At 69.8% G+C, this 18,450-nt stretch carries 14 protein-coding genes and 1 pseudogene; 12 read left to right on the top strand and 3 right to left on the bottom strand.

From position 1 onward, the window contains the following. Window positions 1-17 precede the first annotated feature (17 nt). The 4 genes from ACGF7U_RS15250 (at window position 18) to ACGF7U_RS15235 (ending at window position 6,162) form a co-directional block, all read left to right on the top strand. Window positions 18-2,099, top strand: coding sequence for a family 43 glycosylhydrolase (locus ACGF7U_RS15250; protein WP_393106822.1), 2,082 nt, complete (start codon window positions 18-20; stop codon window positions 2,097-2,099). Between the two features lie 446 nt (window positions 2,100-2,545). Further along, entirely contained in the window at window positions 2,546-3,535 is a 990-nt protein-coding gene (locus ACGF7U_RS15245) for a LacI family DNA-binding transcriptional regulator (RefSeq protein ID WP_393106820.1), read from the top strand. Between the two features lie 475 nt (window positions 3,536-4,010). Beyond that, complete coding sequence (locus tag ACGF7U_RS15240; RefSeq protein ID WP_393106818.1) at window positions 4,011-5,531, top strand: non-reducing end alpha-L-arabinofuranosidase family hydrolase; 1,521 nt, start codon at window positions 4,011-4,013, stop codon at window positions 5,529-5,531. A 364-nt stretch (window positions 5,532-5,895) separates the two neighbouring features. Further along, window positions 5,896-6,162, top strand: coding sequence for a hypothetical protein (locus ACGF7U_RS15235; RefSeq protein ID WP_393106816.1), 267 nt, complete (start codon window positions 5,896-5,898; stop codon window positions 6,160-6,162). 195 nt (window positions 6,163-6,357) lie between these two features. On the opposite strand, the gene ACGF7U_RS15230 is transcribed toward ACGF7U_RS15235, so the two are convergent. Together ACGF7U_RS15230 and ACGF7U_RS15225 are read right to left on the bottom strand one after the other, a co-directional pair. After that, complete coding sequence (locus tag ACGF7U_RS15230) at window positions 6,358-7,269, bottom strand: RNA polymerase sigma-70 factor (RefSeq protein WP_393106814.1); 912 nt, start codon at window positions 7,267-7,269, stop codon at window positions 6,358-6,360. Continuing rightward, complete coding sequence (locus ACGF7U_RS15225) at window positions 7,266-8,177, bottom strand: NAD-dependent epimerase/dehydratase family protein (protein WP_393107170.1); 912 nt, start codon at window positions 8,175-8,177, stop codon at window positions 7,266-7,268. The genes ACGF7U_RS15230 and ACGF7U_RS15225 overlap by 4 nt, the downstream gene beginning before the upstream one ends. Before the next feature lie 481 nt (window positions 8,178-8,658). Between ACGF7U_RS15225 and ACGF7U_RS15220 the strand changes: the two genes are divergently transcribed. The 6 genes and pseudogenes from ACGF7U_RS15220 to ACGF7U_RS15195 all read left to right on the top strand — a co-directional run bounded on the left by ACGF7U_RS15220 (window position 8,659) and on the right by ACGF7U_RS15195 (window position 14,654). Beyond that, window positions 8,659-9,354, top strand: a complete 696-nt coding sequence (locus ACGF7U_RS15220) for an NAD(P)-dependent oxidoreductase (protein ID WP_393106812.1) — start codon at window positions 8,659-8,661, stop codon at window positions 9,352-9,354. A gap of 137 nt (window positions 9,355-9,491) precedes the next feature. After that, the gene (locus tag ACGF7U_RS15215; protein WP_393106810.1) at window positions 9,492-10,346 is read left to right on the top strand and encodes an RNA polymerase sigma-70 factor; all 855 of its coding nucleotides are present in this window, start codon (window positions 9,492-9,494) and stop codon (window positions 10,344-10,346) included. An 833-nt stretch (window positions 10,347-11,179) separates the two neighbouring features. Next, window positions 11,180-11,947: an ABC transporter permease gene (locus tag ACGF7U_RS15210; RefSeq protein WP_393106808.1), complete on the top strand. Its 768-nt coding sequence runs from the start codon at window positions 11,180-11,182 to the stop codon at window positions 11,945-11,947. Between the two features lie 16 nt (window positions 11,948-11,963). Next, window positions 11,964-12,992: a glycine betaine ABC transporter substrate-binding protein gene (locus ACGF7U_RS15205; RefSeq protein WP_393106805.1), complete on the top strand. Its 1,029-nt coding sequence runs from the start codon at window positions 11,964-11,966 to the stop codon at window positions 12,990-12,992. Between the two features lie 85 nt (window positions 12,993-13,077). Beyond that, window positions 13,078-13,746, top strand: a pseudogene (locus ACGF7U_RS15200) (ABC transporter ATP-binding protein); the annotation flags it as partial. A gap of 44 nt (window positions 13,747-13,790) precedes the next feature. Next, the gene (locus ACGF7U_RS15195) at window positions 13,791-14,654 is read left to right on the top strand and encodes a TauD/TfdA dioxygenase family protein (protein ID WP_393106803.1); all 864 of its coding nucleotides are present in this window, start codon (window positions 13,791-13,793) and stop codon (window positions 14,652-14,654) included. A 147-nt stretch (window positions 14,655-14,801) separates the two neighbouring features. On the opposite strand, the gene ACGF7U_RS15190 is transcribed toward ACGF7U_RS15195, so the two are convergent. After that, window positions 14,802-16,115: an MFS transporter gene (locus tag ACGF7U_RS15190; protein WP_393106801.1), complete on the bottom strand. Its 1,314-nt coding sequence runs from the start codon at window positions 16,113-16,115 to the stop codon at window positions 14,802-14,804. Window positions 16,116-16,199: 84 nt separating this feature from the next. Between ACGF7U_RS15190 and ACGF7U_RS15185 the strand changes: the two genes are divergently transcribed. Together ACGF7U_RS15185 and ACGF7U_RS15180 are read left to right on the top strand one after the other, a co-directional pair. Next, window positions 16,200-16,760 carry a CGNR zinc finger domain-containing protein gene (locus ACGF7U_RS15185; protein ID WP_393106799.1) on the top strand — a complete coding sequence of 187 codons (561 nt, stop codon included), beginning with the start codon at window positions 16,200-16,202 and terminating at the stop codon, window positions 16,758-16,760. Between the two features lie 720 nt (window positions 16,761-17,480). Further along, the gene (locus ACGF7U_RS15180) at window positions 17,481-18,173 is read left to right on the top strand and encodes a hypothetical protein (RefSeq protein ID WP_393106797.1); all 693 of its coding nucleotides are present in this window, start codon (window positions 17,481-17,483) and stop codon (window positions 18,171-18,173) included. Window positions 18,174-18,450: the final 277 nt, after the last annotated feature.

Raw genomic sequence — 18,450 nt, 5'->3', positions numbered from 1 at the left:
GTCATCGAAGGAGGATCATGGTTGCGATCAGTGGGCTGTCGCCCGGCGTGGCGCGTCGACGGGGGTGGCTGTCGCGGATGGTCGCCGCGGTCGCGGCGGCGGTGGTCGGTGGTGCCGCTGCCCTGGTGGGCGTGGCCCCGTCGCCGGCATCGGCCGCGCCGGTCGACACGAACGTGTGGTACGTGTTGGTGAACCGGAACAGCGGCAAGGCGTTGGATGTGTACAACCTGGCCACGAACGACGGTGCGCGGATCACGCAGTGGTCGCGTAACGACGGGAACTGGCAGCAGTGGCAGTTCGTGGATTCCGGTGACGGCTACTACCGGGTGAGGTCGCGGCATTCCGGCAAGGTGCTGGATGTGTACGACTCCTCCACGGCCAACGGTGCGGGCATCGTGCAGTGGGCGGATCACAACGGGGCCAACCAGCAGTTCCGGCTGGCGGGCTCAGACAGTGATCATGTGCGGTTGATCAACCGGAACTCGAACAAGGTGCTGGAGGTGCAGAGCGCCTCGACGGCTGACGGGGCGAACGTCGTGCAGTACGACGATTTCAACGGCGCCCATCAGCAGTGGCGACTCGTCCGCGTCGGCGACACCGGCAACCCGGGCGGCGCTTTCACCAATCCGGTGGTCTGGCAGGACTTCGCGGACGTGGACATCATCCGGGTCGGCGACGTCTACTACATGTCGGCCTCCACCATGCACTACTCCCCTGGGGCGCCGGTGCTGCGCTCCTGGGACCTGGTGAACTGGGAGTTCGCGGGGCACTCGGTGCCGAGGCTGGACTTCGGGGCCAAGTACGACATGGCCGGCGGCAGCCAGGCGTACGTGGACGGCATCTGGGCGTCGACGCTGAACTACCGGCCGAGCAACCGGACCTTCTACTGGGCCGGCTGCATCGACTTCGCCCAGACGCACATCTACACCGCGTCCGCCGTCGACGGTGCCTGGAGCCGGCACGCCACCATCCCCCACTGCTACTACGACGCCGGGATGTTGATCGACGACAACGACACCATGTACGTCGCGTACGGCAACGGCACGATCAGCGTGGCGCAGTTGTCGGCCGACGGGCGTACCCAGGTGCGGGCCCAGCAGGTGTACCAGACGCCGTCGAGCATCGGCACGCTGGAGGGCGCCCGGTTCTACAAGCGCGACGGCGCCTACTACATCTGGCTCACCCGGCCGGCCAACGGCCAGTACGTGCTCAAGTCCACCAACGGCCCGTTCGGGCCGTACGAGCAGCGGCAGGTGCTGCTGAACCTGCCCGGTCCGATCGCCGGCGGCGGCGTGCCGCACCAGGGCGGGCTGGTGCAGACGCAGAACGGCGCCTGGTACTACATGGCCTTCACCGACGCGTACCCGGGCGGCCGGATGCCGACCCTGGCACCGATCACCTGGACCGCCGACGGCTGGCCGCAGGTGCAGACCGTCAACGGCTCCTGGGGCGTCAACTACCCCAACCCGCTGCCGCTGCGTCCGGTCAAGCCGCTCACCGGCACCGACACCTTCGGCGCCCTCGGCGTCCAGTACGAATGGAACCACAACCCGGACGACAGCCGGTGGTCGGTGAACAACGGCCTGCGCCTGACAACCGCGTCAGTGACGAATGACCTCTACCGGGCCCGCAACACGCTGACCCACCGGATCCAGGGGCCGACCTCCACCGGAACCATCGAACTGGACTACTCGACGATGCGCGACGGCGACCGGGCCGGGCTCGCGATGCTGCGGGACACGTCGGCATGGATCGGCGTCAAGCGGGACAACGGGACGGTCCGTGTGGCCATGACCAACGGCCTGGCCATGGGCGCCGACTGGAACACCACCGGGACCGGGACCGAGATCGCCAGCGCGCCGGTGTCCGGCGGGCGGATCTGGTTGCGGGCCAACGCCGACATCCGGCCCGGCTCGGGCCGGCAGGCCCGGTTCTCGTACAGCGTCGACGGGGTCACCTTCATCCCGCTGGGCAATGCGTTCACCCTCAACAACGCCTGGCAGTTCTTCATGGGATATCGGTTCGGGGTCTTCAACTACGCCACCCGGTCACTGGGCGGCACGGTGACCGTGCGCCAGTTCTCCCTGACAACGCCGTGACGTCCGTCAGGATCGACGCCGTCGCGTGCGGCGGAGAGCGTGGGGGCGCCCTCACGGTGGGATCGCGGGAGCCCTCTGACGCGCTCTCGGCCGAACGCCACGGCCGGCAACGGTGCTTCCTGTCCGACCCGCGACGCGGTACGAACCTTCCGCGGCGCGGGTCGGAACGAGGTGGCGGTCGCTTGCGCGGTGCCGCCAGTCCCGCAACGAAACGGGTTCCGCCACCTCGCCTTTTCTCCGACCGGAGCGCTCGGCGGGCGGCTCAGCCGCGCCGTGGCCGCCGTGACGACTGGCGTAGACTGTCGGCGACCAGGCGCCGGCCACTCGGAAACACCACGGTGGCCCTCGCCCGAACGATTCGTACCCTCCAGGCCGCTTCCGCCGACCGGCCGGCCGCGATCGTCGAGGGCAGGCGGGAGAGTGAGGTGGCCGTGCGCGGTCCTGCGATGACGGACGTCGCTCGCCTCGCCGGCGTCTCCCACCAGACGGTGTCCCGGGTGCTGAACGGCCACCCCAACGTGCGTGAGCAGACCCGGCTACGGGTCCAGGCGGCGATCGCCGAACTCGGCTACCGGCCGAACCGGGCGGCCCGCGCGCTGGTGACCGGCCGGTCGCAGGTGATCGGCGTGGTCGCGCAGACCACCACCCTCTACGGCCCGGCATCCCTGCTGGCCGCCCTTGAGCAGGAGGCCGCGGAGGCCGGCTTCGCCGTCAGTGTCGGCAGCGTCCACGACCTGGATCATCATTCGATCTCGGCAGCGGTGGAGCGGCACCTGGCTCACCGGGTCGCCGGCATCGTGGTGATCGCGCCGGTCGAGTCGGCGGGGGAGGCACTGGAACGCCTACCGAAGGACGTTCCGCTGGTCACGGTCGACGGTGACCCGCACCGGCCGGTGCCGCTGGTGACGGTCGACCAGGTGGCCGGGGCCCGCGCGGCCACCCAGCACCTGCTCGACGCCGGGCACCCCACGGTATGGCACGTGTCGGGGCCGCCGGACTGGTTCGACAGCGCCGGCCGGATCGAGGGATGGCGGCAGGCGTTGCAGGCGGCCGGTGCCGAGGTCCCACCGTTGGTGCCGGCGGACTGGTCCGCGGCGGCCGGCTACCGGTGTGGGCAGATGCTGGCCCGGATGCCGGAGGTCACCGCGGTCTTCACCGCCAACGACCACCTGGCGCTCGGTGTGCTGCGCGCCCTGCACGAGCACGGTCGGCGGGTGCCGGACGACATCAGCGTGGTCGGCTTCGACGACGTGCCGGAGGCCGCGTTCTTCATTCCGCCGCTGACCACCGTGCGACCCGACTTCGCTGCGGTCGCCCAGGCGAGTCTGGACCTGCTGCTCGCCCAGATCGAGGGGAACACCACCGGCCCCGGGCGGCACACCATCGCACCGACCCTGATCCCTCGCCGCAGCGTCGGCGCCCCACCGCGCCGCTGAGTCCGGTCTCGCCGGGCCCGTCTCCGGGCACCGGCTCATGCCGCCGCCAGGCCATTCGTCCGCGAGCTTGCCTCGTGCAGTCTCCGCGGCGAGCAGCTCCGTGGCGACGCCGACGCTTGCCGGTCCGGCCCCGACGGGAGCCACGTCGACGAGGATCAGCGTGCGGCGCAGGGGGTGTGCCGGAGAGAGCCGGCCTCGTTGCCTCGAAGCCGGTGGGGCTTGTCGGCGGGGAGTGGTGCGCCACCGGTAGCACGAGAAGACGACAGCTTGACTAGCGGCTTGTTATCGCTCACAGTCGATGGATAAGGGCGCCGGCATTCGCGGTCTACCGGGCAGGCCGCTTCGTCGACTCGTGGCTTCGACGCACCTCAAGGGTGTCCGGGCATGTTAGCGCTAACGTCGGCTCGGCCAGCTCCACGCGTCGCCGGATGCACCCCTCGTCGAAGACCCTTCGGCTCGTCCCTAGAGGAGGACCATGTTTGCCTTTGGTAGATCTGTATCGCTCGCGCCGCCGCCGCGACGGCGTGGCTGGTTGCCGCGGATCGTCGCCGCCGGTGTGACGGCGGTCGTCGTCGGTGTCGCCGCGGCGGCCGTGGTCTCGACACCCGCCACCGCGGCGGCAGTCGACACGACCGCGTGGTACGTGTTGATCAACCGCAACAGCGGCAAGGCGTTGGACGTGCACAATCTGGCCACGAATGACGGTGCTCGGATCGTGCAGTGGACGCGGAACAACGGCAACCAGCAGCAGTGGCAGTTCGTGGACTCGGGCGGCGGCTACTACCGCTTGAAGTCGCGGCTGTCCGGCAAGGTGCTGGACGTCTACAACTGGTCGACCGCCAACGGCGCCAGCATCGTGCAGTGGACCGATCACAACGGGACCAACCAGCAGTTCCGGTTGACCGACTCCGACGGTGGCTATGTCCGGTTGGTCAGCCGGCACAGCAGCAAGGTGGTGGAGGTGCAGGGCGCCTCGACCGCCGACGGTGGGAACATCGTGCAGTACGACGACTGGAACGGCGCCAACCAGCAGTGGCAACTCGTCCGCGTCGACGGCGGGGGCACCCCGACGACGCCGCCGCCCGGCACGTGCGCTCTGCCGTCGACGTACCGCTGGACATCGACCGGCGTGCTGGCCAACCCGAGACCGGGATGGGTCTCACTGAAGGACTTCAGCCACGCCCCCTACAACGGCAGGCATCTCGTCTACGGGACGACGCACGACACGGGCACGACGTGGGGCTCGATGAACTTCGGTCTCTTCACGAACTGGTCGGACATGGCCTCGGCGAGCCAGAACGCCATGCCGTTCGCGGCTGTCGCGCCGACACTGTTCTACTTCGCCCCGAGGAACGTGTGGGTGCTTGCCTACCAGTGGGGTGGACCGGCGTTCTCCTACCGAACGTCGACCGATCCGACCAACGTGAACAGTTGGTCGGCGCCTCAGACGCTCTTCACCGGCAGCATCTCGAACTCCCCGACCGGACCCATCGACCAGGCACTCATCGGCGACGACACGAACATGTACCTGTTCTTCGCCGGGGACAACGGCAGGATCTACCGGGCCAGCATGCCCCTCGGGAACTTCCCGGGCAGTTTCGGCTCGACGTCGACGGTGATCATGAGCGACTCGACCAACAACCTCTTCGAAGCGGTTCAGGTCTACAAGCTCCAGGGCCAGAACCGGTACCTCATGCTCGTCGAGGCGATCGGCGCACAGGGGCGCTACTTCCGCTCGTTCACCGCCACCAGCCTGGGTGGTTCGTGGACACCGCAGGCCGCAACCGAGAGCAACCCCTTCGCCGGCAAAGCCAACAGTGGCGCGACCTGGACCAACGACATCAGCCACGGCGAGTTGATCCGTGCCACCGCCGATCAGACCATGACCGTCGATCCCTGCAACCTACAGTTGCTCTACCAGGGACGTTCTCCCAACTCCGGCGGCGACTACGGCCTCCTGCCCTACCGGCCGGGTCTGTTGACGCTGCAACGCTAGCGCGGCGCCCACCGGGGTTCGCCGGGTTCCCGGTGCGGCGTGGTGGATCCTCGCCGAATTGACGAGCGACTCGCCACCGATGGGTGGGGTGGGCACTGCGGGCCACCTCGATCCTCGCGCCGCGGGGGTCACGTCGGGGCCGGGGGGGGGCGGGGGGGGGGGGGCGGGGGGGCCGGGGGGGGGCCGGCCCGGCTCGACGGTGCGTGGCCACCGAACGTTCGGGCTCCCTCGTCTCGGGGAGCACGGACCCTCTTCGACAGGAGCCTGGCGTCGACGAGCACACCACACACCGCAATGTCGCGCTGATCACCGGGGCGAACAAGGGATCGGCCGCGCGACCGCCGAGCAACTCGCCGCGCTCGGTATGACGGTCCTGATCGGCACCAGGGACCCGCGACGCGGCGACGAGACCGCACTGAACGCGCTGACCGTGCAGTACGCGAATGAGCTGCGCAAGGACGGCATTCTCATCAACGCCGCCGCTCCCGACTACTGCGCCACGGACATCAATGACCACTACGGACACCTCACCGCCGCGCAGGGCGCGGCGGTGGTGGTGCGTCTGGCCACCCTCGGCGCGGACGGGCCCACCGGCGGGTTCTTCGGCGAGCGCGGCTCTCTGCCCTGGTGACAGTCACGTCAGCGAACCGGCCGCCTGACCGGCTCGGCCTGTGAGGAGGTAGCCCCGCTGCAGCGATGCACCGGGGCTACCCGACCTGTCGGGGGAGAGGCCGAAGGAGTGCGGGCCATGTCCCAGGGCCGGTTGGCCCTGGGTGGACGTCAACGCCGCCCCCGAGTTCCAGACCACGCAAGCGCGGCTGGAGTGCTAACGGGCCTGGTTCGCCTCGCGAACGATTGCCCAAGCGTCGGCGACCGGGCCCAGGTGTCCGAGCTTGTCGGGGTTGATCACGGCACGGATCGTTTGAACCTGCCCGTCGAGGATGTCGAGCGCCAAGGTGTTCACGACCCTGCCGTCCCGGTCGCGGAAGATCGCGCCCGGCTGGCCGTTGACCTGATGCGGATCCACGCTGCCGCCGATGCGGATGAACGGCGTGACGATTGCGGCCAGCACGCGAGCCACGTTTTCAGCGCCGAAGACGCCCGCGCCCCAGAGCGGGGCCTTGCCGCCGCCGTCGCCGACCATCTGGACGTCGGCGGCGAGCAGGTTGCGCAGCCCGTCAAGGTCGCCTTCCCGGAAGGCATCGAAGAATCGCCTGGCGAGTTCCTTCCGCTCCCGGCGGTCGGTGGCGAAGCGGGCGCGTCCGGCGTCCATGTGGCGGCGGGCCCGCACCGCCAGTTGGCGGCACGCCGCCTCGGAACGTCCCACCGCCGAGGCGACCTCACCGAAGCCGAACCCGAACACCTCCCGCAGCACGAAGACCGCCCGTTCCGGCGGGCTGAGCCGCTCCAGTAGCAACAGGGCTGCCACAGACACCGAGTCGGCGAGCTCGGCCGATCGCTGCGGGTCCTCGTACGGGTCGTCGAGCAGGGGCTCGGGGAACCACGGCCCGACGTACTTCTCCCGCCGCACGCGCGCCGAGCGCAGCACGTCGATGGCGATCCGGGACACCGTCGCCGACAGGAACGCCTTGGCCGACGCGGGTTGGGTCGGGGAGGCGTCGTAGCGCAGCCAGGCCTCCTGGACGGTGTCCTCGGCCTCGCTCACGCTACCGAGAATCCGGTAGGCGATGGAGAACAGCAGCGGTCGCAGTTGTTCGAACTCCTCAACCCTGCTCACGCCAGTTCATCCTTGAAGCCCTGCCGCCACGACGGGTAGCGCAGTTGCCAGCCGAGTTCCCGCTTGGCCTTGGCGTTGGAGAAGCCGCGCCCCTCGGTCATCATCGTCACCGCGACCTCGCCGGCGAGTAGCCGGGCCAGCCAGACCGGGACTCGCATCGGCCGCTTCGCTCCCGCGCACGCCGCCAGATAGGGCAGCCACTGGTTGGCCGGGGCCGGTTCGTCATCGACGATGTTGAACACACCCTGCACCTTGCGCTCCACGGCCAGGACCGTGGCGCTGGCCGCATCGTCGAGATGTACCCACGAGCTGTAGCCCTCGCCGCTTCCAACAATCGGGTACTGCCGCTTGCGCACGAGTTCGACCTGATCGTCGGTGGCGCCCGGCCCGTAGAACGCGCCGTACCGCAGGACCGCGCCACCGGCTTTGAGGACCACGTCCTCAAGGTGGTGGATCGCCTGCGCTCCCTTGCCCGTGCTGGTGGGATCCAGCGGGTCTTCTTCGGTCTTCACCCATCCGCCCTCGCGGATGCCGTTCCACGAGGCGTAGCTCTGCGCGACGAAGTGGGACACACCGGTCGCTTCGGCGGCGGCCAGCAGGTGGTCGGTGCCCTCGGTGCGTAGCCGGTTGGTGGTGGCGAACCAGCGGTCGAAGTGCTTCATGTCAGGCTTGCCCGAGATAGCGGTCATCTGGTGCACGATCGCGTCCGGTCGGGCCCGGGCCACCGCCTCGCCGACCGACATCGCGTCCAGTCCGTCCATCACGACCGCCTCAGCACCCAGTCGCGCCAACAGGGGCCGCTTGGCCGCGCTCGTCGTCGTTGCTACCACCTCGTGGCCGCGTGCCACCAGCTGCGGCACCAGCCGCCGCCCCAGCACCCCGGCCCCACCGGCCACGAGTATCCGCATGACCGTCACCTCCGACGTTAGTGTCTGTCTCCACCTACCAGGACGAGACAGCCCTGACCGGCTGTGACATGGAAGGCACGACAGCCGGCAAGCGATCGGTGTGCGTTCGCTGCCGCCGATACCCCCCAGCCTTCTTCAGCAGTGCGCCGGCAGGCGGTGGCCGGAAGATTTGGACGTAGCCGGCGGCAAAGCCCCGCGTCGCAGGGAGAATCCCGCGTCCGACGTGACCGGCACCGCTCCCCGACCTCACCCCGATGCCCTTCGCAGTCAAGTGCATGAGGCATGGCCCGGATGGCCGTCGACGGGCTCGGTCGGTGCCGCACACGTCACAGGACGGCGGGGCTGTCTCGTCTCGGGGAAGCAAGGCTCGGGCCTCGCCGCGTGAGGGAAACGAAACGTATGCCAGGCGCTCCTCGGCTGCCGCGAGCCCGCAGCTTCTGACCAGACAGGACATTCAAGAGCAACCAGAGGGGCAGTGGTCATGCGTATCGCCGTCTTCGGAGCAAATGGTCCCACCGGCCGCCCGCTCACCGGCCAGGCACTGGATGCGGGGCACCAGGTCGCCGCAGTCTCCCGCCAGCCGGACTCGTTTCCCCTGCGTCATGATCGGCTCGAGGTGGTCGGCGCCGACGTGCTCGATCCAGCGGCCGTCGACACCGCGGTGGCGCAGCGGGATGCCGTGCTGTCGACGCTCGGGGTGACGGCGGGGAAGCAGCCGATCTTCACCTACTCGCGTGGTGTAGCCAACATTGTCGCTGCGATGAAACGGCATCGGGTACGTCGGCTCGCCGTCGTGAGTTCAAGCGGCGTCGACCCCCACCCGTACTCCGACGGCGGGTTCCTGTTCAACCGAGTGCTGATGCCATACGTGACGCGGGTGCTGGGCAAAACGATGTACGACGACATGCGCCGGATGGAGGCGTTGGTCCGGGCCAGCGATCTTGACTGGACGATCGTACGCCCGAGCGGGCTCTACCATCTGCCGTCGGTCACCGACTACACCCTCGTCGAGGGCCACGCCGACGGCAGGTTCACCGCCCGCGTCGACCTGGCCGCGAGCATGCTGGCCATGCTGCACGACGACCGCTGCGCCCGCACTACCGTCAGCGTCATCACCACCGACAGCAACCCCACCCTGTTCCAGTGGATCAGACGCGAAGCACTCGCGAAGCGCTGAGCCCGCCCGCGCGACTCCCCGCCGGGACTGCCCGCGGGCGCCTGCCAGAACGCCACGTTGCCTGCACTCCAAACAGGCTGACATGCGGCGCGATCAGGGATTCTCCCGGCGGAGGATTCCTTGATCGCGCCGGATGGGTGACGGGGATCCGCCGACGTCAGGTGTGTGCGAGCAGCGGCTCGCTCGGCTCAGCCGCCGACGCGGAGGACGTCCTGCAGGAGGCCTGGCTGCGATGGGTGGATGTCGATCTGACTACCGTCCGGGAGAAGCGCGCCTACCTGGTGCGGATCGTCACCCGGCAGGCGCTGGACCGGCTGCGTGCGCTCGAACGGCGAAAGGAGTCCTACGTCGGGCCGTGGCTGCCCGAGCCGCTGCTGACCGCGCCTGATGTGGCCGACGACGTCGAACTGGCCGACAGCATGTCGATGGCGATGCTGCTGGTGCTGGAGACGCTTCAGCCGGTCGAGCGAGCGGTGTTCGTGCTGCGCGAGGTGTTCGACCTGGAGTACGACGAGATCGCCGAAGCCGTGGACAAGACCCCGGCGGCGGTCCGCCAGACCGCCTACCGGGCGCGGGCGCACGTCGCCGCCCGCCGGCCACGCGGCGTCGTCTCGCCGGCTCAGACCCGAGCCGCCCTCCATGCCTTCCAGCTAGCGGTGGAAACCGGCGACCTGCAGGGCCTGCTCGACATCCTGGCGCCGGACGTCGTGGCTCTGAGCGACGGCGGCGGAATCAGACACGCCCTGCTCCGGCCCGTCGTGGGGGCAGGCAAGGTGGCTCGCCTGCTGGCCGTCGGCTGGTGGAAGGGCGTCGACAGGTCGGTCGAGTTGGTGCAGATCAATGGTGGTCCGGGGCTGCTCGTCCGGGTCGACGGGCAGATCGACGGCGTGGTGGCGGTGCGGGTCGAGAACGGCTACGTCACCGGCGCCTACCACGTGCGCAATCCCGAAAAGCTGTCACGGGTGGAGCAGGAGACTGTCGTGAGCCGTTGAGGCCGAAGCGAAACGTGACATCGCCTCCTCGAATGTCATGTCGAGCAGTCACCGGGGAGCGGGACGACGCGGGTCGAGGAGTGGGCGGTCGGTCGGCGGAGGTGGCGTTCTCGGTGTGTGGCCGGCGATGCCGGCGCCCTGCATGGTGCGTTGCGGAAGACAACCACGACGCGCCCACGGGTCGCCGCCGTGACCTGGCAGGTGGCGCGCGCCGGAAGCCTCTTCGGTGCCAGGGCGGCAACGGAGACCATTAACCCTCCTAACCTATGGGAAATATGGGTGAGCGCGGTCACACGACTGCTGACTGGGCGAGGAGGTGACGGCTACTGTCATCGGCATGAATCGGAGCACGCGTCTGATCCGGCGCCGCTTCGTCGACTTCCTCCGGGTGTGCAGCAGCGCCTGTTGAGGCCGCCGGCGTCAGCGAGCGACCGCGACGCCTGACCCTGCCGACGAACGCGGAACCGTCGCCCTGCCCCGACCGGCGGCAGCCCGTACCGCCGTGACAGCGCCGCCTGCCTTCCGCGTGTTCCCGTAGCCGCCGTGCCGGCCGTCGTCACCCCCGCATGAGGGCGTGCCCGAGCGGCGCCGCGTCCTGTCGCCGTACCCCCGTCGTCCCGGCATCACGTCCGGCGGCGTGGGGCCGTCCACCCACCGCCGACCCGAGGACCCGACATGATTTTCGCCCACACCTGCCTGCGCCGGTTGTCGTTGGGCCGGACCACCCGGGGTGAGTGGTGACCACCGCCATCGATGTCGCTACGGTGCCGACACCCGAGGCGCCAGCAGGCCCGGAACCCGTAGTGTCCCGTGGATCCGGGCAGCGCCGTCGCATGTTGCTCCGGGTGCTGGCGCTCATCGTCCTGGTCGGCCTGTGGGAAATCACCGCCCGCGTCATGCGGAATCCCACGTTCATCCCGCCGCCGGCCGCGGTGTGGCATCAGCTGATTCAGACCTCCACGGTGCACGGAGGCGTTCGCGGCTACAGCGGCTACCTGCTCGTCGAGCACCTGGGCGTCAGCCTTCGACGGATCCTCGTCGGCTCCGCCATCGGCGTCGCCGGCGGTCTGCTGCTCGGCGTGGTGCTCGGCACGGTGTCCGGGATCCGGCTCGTGGTCGAGCCGGTGGTCACGTTCGTCCGGGCGTTGCCGCCGCTGGCCTACTTCAGCCTCTTCATCATCTGGTTCGGCATCGACGAGACGCCGAAGCTGTGGCTGCTCGCGATCGCCGCGTTGCCCCCCGTCGCCGTCGCGACGGCTGCGGCGGTGCACGCCGCGCCCGTCGGTCTGGTCGAGGCCGCCCGGGCGCTGGGTGCCAGCCGCTCGGCGGCGGTCCGTGACGTCGTACTACCGAGCGCGCTGCCGGAGATCTTCACCGGCATCCGGCTCGCCGTGGGCGTGGCCTACTCCTCGGTCGTGGCGGCCGAGACCATCAACGGCGTTCCGGGCATCGGCGGCATGATCCGCGACGCCCAGCGCTATTCCCAGACCGACGTGGTCGTCCTCGGACTCTTCGCCATCGGCCTGTCCGGCCTGCTCATCGACGCCCTGCTGCGGGCGGCCGAGAACCTGCTCATCCCCTGGCGTGGACACACCGCCTGACCCAGAAGGAACCCCTGTGAAGAAACTTCTCCCCATCCTCGCCGTCGCACTGCTCGCCGCGACGACCGGCTGCGGCAACGGTGCTGCCAGTGGGAACACCGACCCTGCCAAGAAGACCATCCGGATCGCCTACCAGGCATTCCCCAGCGGCGACCTGATCGTGAAGAACCAGCGCCTCCTGGAGAAGTCGCTACCTGACTACGAAATCACCTGGACCAAGTTCGACTCCGGCGCGAGCATCAACACTGCCTTCGTCGCCAAGAGCGTCGACATCGCGGCCATCGGGTCCAGCCCGGTGGCGCGGGGGCTTTCGGCGCCGCTGCACATCCCGTACCAGGTGGCGTTCGTGCTGGACGTGGCCGGCGACAACGAGGCCCTGGTGGCCCGCAACGCCGCCGGCGTCACGTCGGTGGACGGGTTGCGCGGCAAGAAGATCGGCACTCCGTTCGCGTCGACCTCGCACTACAGCCTGCTCGCCGCGCTCGACCGGGCCGGAATCAAGGAGTCCGAGGTGACGCTGGTCGACCTCGAACCGCAGGACATCGTCGCGGCATGGACCCGAGGCGACCTGGACGCCGCGTACACCTGGCTGCCCGCCCTGGACGACCTGAAGAAGGACGGGCGGGTCCTGGTCAGCAGTCGCGAGTTGGCGGCAGCGGGCAAGCCGACCCTGGATTTGGGCGTCGTCTCCACCGCGTTCGCCGAAGCGCACCCCGAGGCGGTGAACGCGTGGCGCGAGGCGGAGAGCCAGGCCCTCGACCTGATCGCCACCGAGCCGGCCAAGGCAGCCGCCGCAGTCGGCGCCGAACTCAATATCAGTGCCGTCGACGCGCAGCGGCAGCTCAGCCAGGGGGTCTTCCTGCGCCCCGCCGATCTGGTCACCGACGAGTGGCTCGGCACCGAGGCGAAGGTGGGCCGGCTCGCCGAGAACCTGGTCAGCGCCGCCGAGTTCCTGAAGAGCCAGCGAAAGATCGACGCGGTGCCGGACCTCGCGACGGTCCAGAAGGCGATCTACGTCAAGGGTCTGCCCGGTGCCCTCAGCTGAACCCGTCGCCGTCGCGCTGACCGACGTCCAACACTGCTACGGCAACGTCGTCGCCGTCGGCACGATCACCCTGACCCTGCCGGCCGGCGAGTTCCTCGTCCTGGTCGGGGCCTCGGGCTGCGGCAAGAGCACCCTGCTGCGTCTCATCGCCGGCTTCGAGGAGCCGACGGCCGGCGCGGTGAGGACCGGCGGCATCCCACCCCGCCCAGGCCGCGGTGCCGGCATGGTGTTCCAGCAGCCACGGCTGTTGCCATGGCGTACGGTGGGCGGCAACATCGAGCTCGCTCTGCGGTACGCCGGCGTCCCGGCGCAGGCGCGCCGGGCCCGAGTGGCCGAGTTGCTGGCCAGGGTGGGCCTGCACGACGTGGCCGACCGCCGGGTCTGGCAGATCTCCGGCGGGCAGCAGCAACGCGTCGCTATCGCGAGGGCGATCGCCGTGGACAATCCGCTCCTGCTGCTCGACGAGCCGTTCGCGGCTCTCGACGCGCTGACCCGGGAGCGCCTCCAGGAGGATCTGCGTCGGGTCAGCCACGAGGCCGGTCGCACCTGCGTGTTCGTCACCCACAGCGTCGACGAGGCCGTCTTCCTCGGCAGCCGGATCGTCGTGCTCAGTTCCCGGCCGGGCCGGATCGTCCTGGACCTGCCGGTCAACCTGCCCCGCGCCGGCATCACGCCGGACGAGTTGCGCGGCCTGCCCGAGTACGCCGCGTTGCGCGCCCAGATCGGCCACGCCGTGCGCGCGGCGGCCGCCTGACAGTCCGGGCCATCGGCCCGCCACGTTCGATTGGGAGACTATCAATGACATCGACCCTTCTCGACCTCACGCTCGAGCCGCTGGGCCCCCACTTCGGCGCGGTGGTCCACGGCGTCGACCTGGCCGACGCGAGCGACGCCGAGGTCCGCGCCGTCCGCGCCGCGCTGGTCGACCGCAAGGTGCTGTTCTTCCGTGGCCAGCGGCTCGACGACGACGCCCAGGTGAACCTCGGCCGCCGCATCGGCGAGCTGACCGTGTCCCACCCGGTGGTGGAGGGCGTCGACGAGGCGCATCCCGAGGTGTACGCGTTGGACAGCGCGGACAACGGATTCGCCGACGTCTGGCACACCGACGTCACCTTCATGAAGCGACCACCGCTGGGTTCGATCCTGCGGGCGGTGACCCTGCCCCCGACCGGCGGCGACACCAACTGGGCCGACGCGGAGCTGGCCTACAACTCCCTGGCCGCACCGGTGCGGCAGCTCGTGGACCAGCTCACCGCCGTGCACGACGGCACCCGCGAGTTCGGCTACTACCTGGCACAGCGTCGGGGCGGGCAGGGCAACGTCTGGGACGGCGATCTGGTCACCCGGCTCGACCCGGTCGAGCATCCCGTGGTCCGGGTGCACCCCGAGACCGGCCGCCGCAGCCTCTTCGTCAATCCCGGCTTCACCGCGCACATCGTGGGCGTCTCCGAGCACGAGAGCAGGGCGATCCTGGATCTGCTCTACGCCCATCTGACGAAGCCCGAGCACATCGTGCGGCACCGCTGGCAGCCGGGTGACGTGGCCATGTGGGACAACCGGAGCACCGCGCACTATGCCAACCGGGACTACGGCAACCAGCGCCGCGTCATGCACCGCATCACGCTGCGCGGGGACGTTCCGGTGGGGCCGACGCGACGGTGACCGCGAGGAGGGCGGGCGCAGGTCGTCGGCCGGCTCGCCGTGCAGCCCGGCGACGAAGCGGCCCGCCCAGGGTCATGGGCGTCCCAGAGCGCCAGAACTCGGCGACGGCGTGGGGACCGCGGGCGTCGAAGGCGGCGTGGGACAGACTCAGCGGCATGGCTGGGTCCTGCAGGGGCGATGTGTCGTTTCGGCGTCTCGGAGGGCTTGGGTGGTGACCCGGGAGGCGAGCAGGAGCGCGGCGAGTACGAGTCCGACGGCTGCGGCGATGAAGGGGGCGCGGATTCCCAGGCCGCGTCCGAGCAAGCCGCCGGCGAGGGCGCCGAGGGGGATGACACCCAGGACGATCAGGCGGTAGGCGGCGGTGACGCGGCCGAGGAGCTCGTCGGGGACTGCCGCTTGGCGCAGGGTGCTGACGACGATCTGGTTCAGTGAGGCGGCGATGGCGGCGCAGAACATGCCGGCAAGGGCCAGGGGAGTGTTGTGCCCCAGGCCGAGGATGGCGTAGCTGGCGGCCGGGGCGAGGGCGGCGAGCCAGGTGACGGAGCCTCCGCCGATGCGGGGCACGACGTGTTCGGCGAGCAGCGAGCCGGCGATGGCGCCGGCGGCGGGAACGGCGATGAACAGGCCGTACTGCGACATGGGCACGTGGTACGGGCCGGTGATCAGCAGAACGAGCACCCCGCCGGTGGCCGCGCCGAAGAAGTTGATTGCCGCCGAGATGAACGCGACCCGGCGCAGCAGGTCGTGGCGCCAGAAGTGGGCCCATCCGGCGCGGATGTCCTGGGTGATGGTGGTCGGGGTCGAGTGGCGGCGCTCGTGTTCCTCGCTGGTGGGGCGCAGCGCGGGCAGCAGCAGAGCTGCCAGGCCGGCGAGCGCGAACGCGGCCGCGCCCGTGTAGAAGGCCGCCGATGCTGCCAGCGCGAACAACGCCGCCCCGGCAGGCGGGCCGATGAAGGTGTTGATGACGGACTGGGTCGCGAACAAGCGGCCGTTGGCGCGTTCGAGCCGCTCGCGTGGCAGGAGGCGGGGCGGGATGGTCAGCGCGGCGTTGTCGACCAGCGTCTCGGCGCAACCGGCCAGGAACACGGCGGCGTAGAGCAGGGCGACGTGCCGCCATCCGTTCGTCAGGGCCACGGCGAGCAGCGCGAACCCGGCCGCGCGCAGCCAGTTGCCGGCGGTGAGTATCCGACGCCTGTCCACCCGGTCGGCCAGCGCGCCGGCGGGGAGGGTTGCGATCAGCCAGGGCAGGAACTGCACCACCGTCATGCCCGCCACCACGAGCGGGTCACGGGTCAGCGTGGCGACGAGCAGCGGCGCCGCGGCCTGCAGCAGCCCGTCGGCGAGGTTTGAGGACGCTTGGGACGCCCACAGTGCAGCGAACGATCTGCGTGGGGCGGCGGCAGGCACGATCAGGCTCCCGGTGATGTTCTCATGGGTGTTCGGACGATTGGGCGTGGGCATGCCAGCGGATCCTCTCACATGCAATAATGCCTTCAACCATGAGAGGAGCTGGTGGTGAGGTTCGGTCACATCGCGGGCGACCGCATGCTCGACCTGGTGAACACCGTCGACTGGCGGCTCGGCGGGAGCGAACGCACGGAGAATCTGAGGACCTTCTCCGACGTCGTCGACTGGTGCCTCGAGTCGGAGCTGATCAGCGGAGACGAGGCCGTGGCCCTGCGCGACCTCGCCAGCCGGGACGGCGCCCGCGCCGAGCGGGAACGGCGACAGGTCATCGAAGCGCGCGAGCGGGCCTACGCGGCTCTCTTCGAGGATGACCCCGAAGCCGCCGCGGACCTCGCGGGCATGTACCGGGCGGCGATCGCCGCGGCCGACCTGGTCCGCACGGGCGGCAGCTGGCAGTGGCGAGACCGGGAAACCGACCTCCGCCTGCCCCGCGATCGCATCGTCCGCGGGCTCGTGGCGCTGGCCCAGCGCGACGACCTCGACCGCCTCCACCAGTGCGAAGACGCCAAGTGCGGCTGGGTCTATCTCGACACCTCACCGCGGCGGAACCGCCGCTGGTGCAACACGAAGGACTGCGGCGACCGCAACCGCGCCCGCGCCTACTACGCCCGACAGAAGGCGAAGAGCGGCCGGCCCTGATCCGGGGGGACTGCAGCTCGGGCCGCCCGGCGGCGTCAGCATCGCGCCGGACGATCACGTCCTCGCCGATCCCGCGGTGGGTTGACCATGACGCGGCACCGCGTCCTGACCGACAAGGCGTACCCGTCGAGGGCCAACCGGCAGTATCAGCGCCGGCGCGGTATGCCGCGCTGCCTTCGGTGCTCGCGATCATCCCGCAAGACCTGGCGTTGTCCGACCCACTCATCAACCTCGCAGACCCTCGACGACCTCCACGCGCAGGTAGTGGCCGCTGTCGTTGACGGCGACGGTCGCGGACGCTCCGGCCGCACTTCGAGTGCCTTCTGCACCCGAATGGGCCGCCAGCTCGATGCCCGGCGGGCGAGGGACGTGGCTGCCCGGTTCCGCGCAGCTGGACCGGTACGCCGCTGGCCTGCGCGCCGACGACGAGTGCGTCCACCCGGTCGAAGCTGGGTTCGGGCACGAGGTGGGCGGCACGCCACGCAACCGCTGACGCGTGGTTGGCGAGGTTCATGGCCGCCACGGGTGCGTTCACGATGGTGGCGGTCTGCTCGGCCGGCAAGCCGAACATGCGCCGTCACTAGCGCAGGGTCACTCGTCCGGGTTTATTACACCCATTTGAACCTCTTTGGGGTCTCAGTCCCGGTATCTACATAGTTGCGCCTATTAGCCCTTATTGGCTACCTGCAAACATGCTTCTTACTGATCAAGGCGGTTTCTGTGCAACTGCAAACGCTAGTTCGTCTTGCCGGAGGGGCACTCCTGGCTCCTGCGATCGTGCTGTCGGTCGCCGGCCCGGCATCGGCCCGAACCGTCACCCATCAGGGCCCCACCACGGGCCGCATGGCGAGTGCGATTCCGGCGCCGGAACCCCGGGAGGTCGCAGGCAACCCCATGACCTGCGAGGGCGCGGAACTGGCAGGCGAGATCATTCTGGGCGGCCCGAATACCTCGGGATCGGCGAGTTCCGACGCAGGCACCGGGACCGTCACCGGCACGCAGACGCTGGACGTCACGATCAACGAAGGCTTCACCGCCACCGGCATCGTGGTTAAGGGCGGCCCTAACGCCAACGTGTATGTCGGGCCGTTTGTCGGACCGATCGAGGTCGAGGGCATGACTTCGCCGATCAACCCGGTCACCGGCACGCCATTCGACATCAGCTACTGGTTCGTGTGTGGCTTCGAGGCGCAGCCGACCGCGACGCCGACCGCGACTTCGACTGCCACGCCGACTACCACGCCGACCGCGCCGCCGACGGCGACTCCGACGAGGACGAAGCTGCCGATCACCGGTGACTCGCTCAGCGGTCCGTCAATCGTCGTACCGGCCGCGCTCGGCGGCGGCCTGCTTCTGCTCGGGAGCATGCTGATCGTTCTCTACCGACGCCGGGACGGCGAGGCGCGCGGCTGAGCTGAGCCGCGGACAGCGGCTGAGTTGGCCCGGGGTATCAGCACTGGGGCCGGAGGAAACTCCGGCCCCAGTGCCCGCCTCGCAGGCACAGCGGTACAGGTCGGGCGGACGGTGTGCAAACGGTTCGCCCCAATGGATGGCCGATGGGACGTGGGCGCGACGTCGGGGGCGAACCGGATCAGATGCGCGTACGCGGCTGGCAGCTCAGATCCTCGGCAGTTCGGCAGGGCGGCCGGGTGTACCCGTAATCATCATCAGGGGTCGCCGCGGCATCGAC

It is taken from the genome of Micromonospora sp. NPDC047670, assembly GCF_043204915.1.
Classification (GTDB): domain Bacteria; phylum Actinomycetota; class Actinomycetes; order Mycobacteriales; family Micromonosporaceae; genus Micromonospora.
This window is presented reverse-complemented; position numbering and strand designations above follow the sequence as displayed.

Bases quoted from the DNA above. Each gene is read 5' to 3' on its own strand.
- ACGF7U_RS15250 (WP_393106822.1), top strand. From the start codon at position 18: ATGGTTGCGATCAGTGGGCTGTCGCCCGGCGTGGCGCGTCGACGGGGG.
- ACGF7U_RS15245 (WP_393106820.1), top strand. From the start codon at position 2,546: ATGACGGACGTCGCTCGCCTCGCCGGCGTCTCCCACCAGACGGTGTCC.
- ACGF7U_RS15240 (WP_393106818.1), top strand. From the start codon at position 4,011: ATGTTTGCCTTTGGTAGATCTGTATCGCTCGCGCCGCCGCCGCGACGG.
- ACGF7U_RS15235 (WP_393106816.1), top strand. From the start codon at position 5,896: ATGACGGTCCTGATCGGCACCAGGGACCCGCGACGCGGCGACGAGACC.
- ACGF7U_RS15225 (WP_393107170.1), bottom strand. From the start codon at position 8,177: ATGCGGATACTCGTGGCCGGTGGGGCCGGGGTGCTGGGGCGGCGGCTG.
- ACGF7U_RS15220 (WP_393106812.1), top strand. From the start codon at position 8,659: ATGCGTATCGCCGTCTTCGGAGCAAATGGTCCCACCGGCCGCCCGCTC.
- ACGF7U_RS15210 (WP_393106808.1), top strand. From the start codon at position 11,180: ATGTTGCTCCGGGTGCTGGCGCTCATCGTCCTGGTCGGCCTGTGGGAA.
- ACGF7U_RS15195 (WP_393106803.1), top strand. From the start codon at position 13,791: ATGACATCGACCCTTCTCGACCTCACGCTCGAGCCGCTGGGCCCCCAC.
- ACGF7U_RS15190 (WP_393106801.1), bottom strand. From the start codon at position 16,115: ATGCCCACGCCCAATCGTCCGAACACCCATGAGAACATCACCGGGAGC.
- ACGF7U_RS15185 (WP_393106799.1), top strand. From the start codon at position 16,200: ATGCTCGACCTGGTGAACACCGTCGACTGGCGGCTCGGCGGGAGCGAA.